2 protein-coding genes are annotated in these 627 nt (G+C 69.4%); one reads left to right on the plus strand and one right to left on the minus strand.

Annotation, left to right across the window (positions count from 1 at the left end):
- Positions 1–227, minus strand: a 227-nt coding sequence (locus tag IE258_RS40810) for a tautomerase family protein (protein WP_189750841.1), incomplete at its 3' end; no start/stop codon positions are given.
- A 63-nt stretch (positions 228–290) separates the two neighbouring features.
- On the opposite strand from IE258_RS40810, the gene IE258_RS40815 reads away from it, so the two are divergent.
- Positions 291–627: MarR family winged helix-turn-helix transcriptional regulator (locus IE258_RS40815; protein WP_189750842.1), on the plus strand; the 337-nt coding region annotated here is incomplete at its 3' end.

Raw genomic sequence — 627 nt, forward strand, 5'->3', positions numbered from 1 at the left:
CGGTCGAAAAGACCGGCGCGGACGCCCAGGACCACCGAGGCGGCAGTGTCCACGGCCTTGCCGCCCACCGCGTAACGGCCGACGGGGACCCCGGCCAGGCGGATGACGACGAGGTCGCGGGCCCATTCGCCATAGACGTCGACAACAGCGTCGGTCAGTGCGGCGACGAGCACGGGCTCGTTCCCGGTCAGCCTGTTCTCTGGGAGGTGGACCGTCAGATGCGGCATAGTGAACCTCGTTCCCTTTGAACTCAAAGCCTTTGTCCTCAAAGGTATATGGAGAGGTGGCCGATGTCCACGGAATCGGACGGTCCCGCCGTCAACGAGGCCGTCCGCACCCTGCTGTTGCTCATGCCACGTCTCGTGGGCCGCGCCAAGCGCCTGCCCATCCCCGCGGCGCTCCAGGGTCTGGACCTGGCACCGCGACACCTCGCGCTCCTGGCCCACCTGGAGTACGACGGCCCCACCAGCGTCAACGAGCTGGCCGCACGGCTGGAGGTGGCCCCGACGACCGTCAGCCTCATGGTCAGCGAGCTGTCACGGCCGGGCGTCCTGCACCGCACCGCCGATCCCGCCGACCGTCGCCGCCGCATCGTCGCCATCGCACCCGCCTACGCCGCACCGATCG

This window comes from Streptomyces tendae (assembly GCF_014650435.1).
Taxonomy (GTDB): domain Bacteria; phylum Actinomycetota; class Actinomycetes; order Streptomycetales; family Streptomycetaceae; genus Streptomyces; species Streptomyces tendae.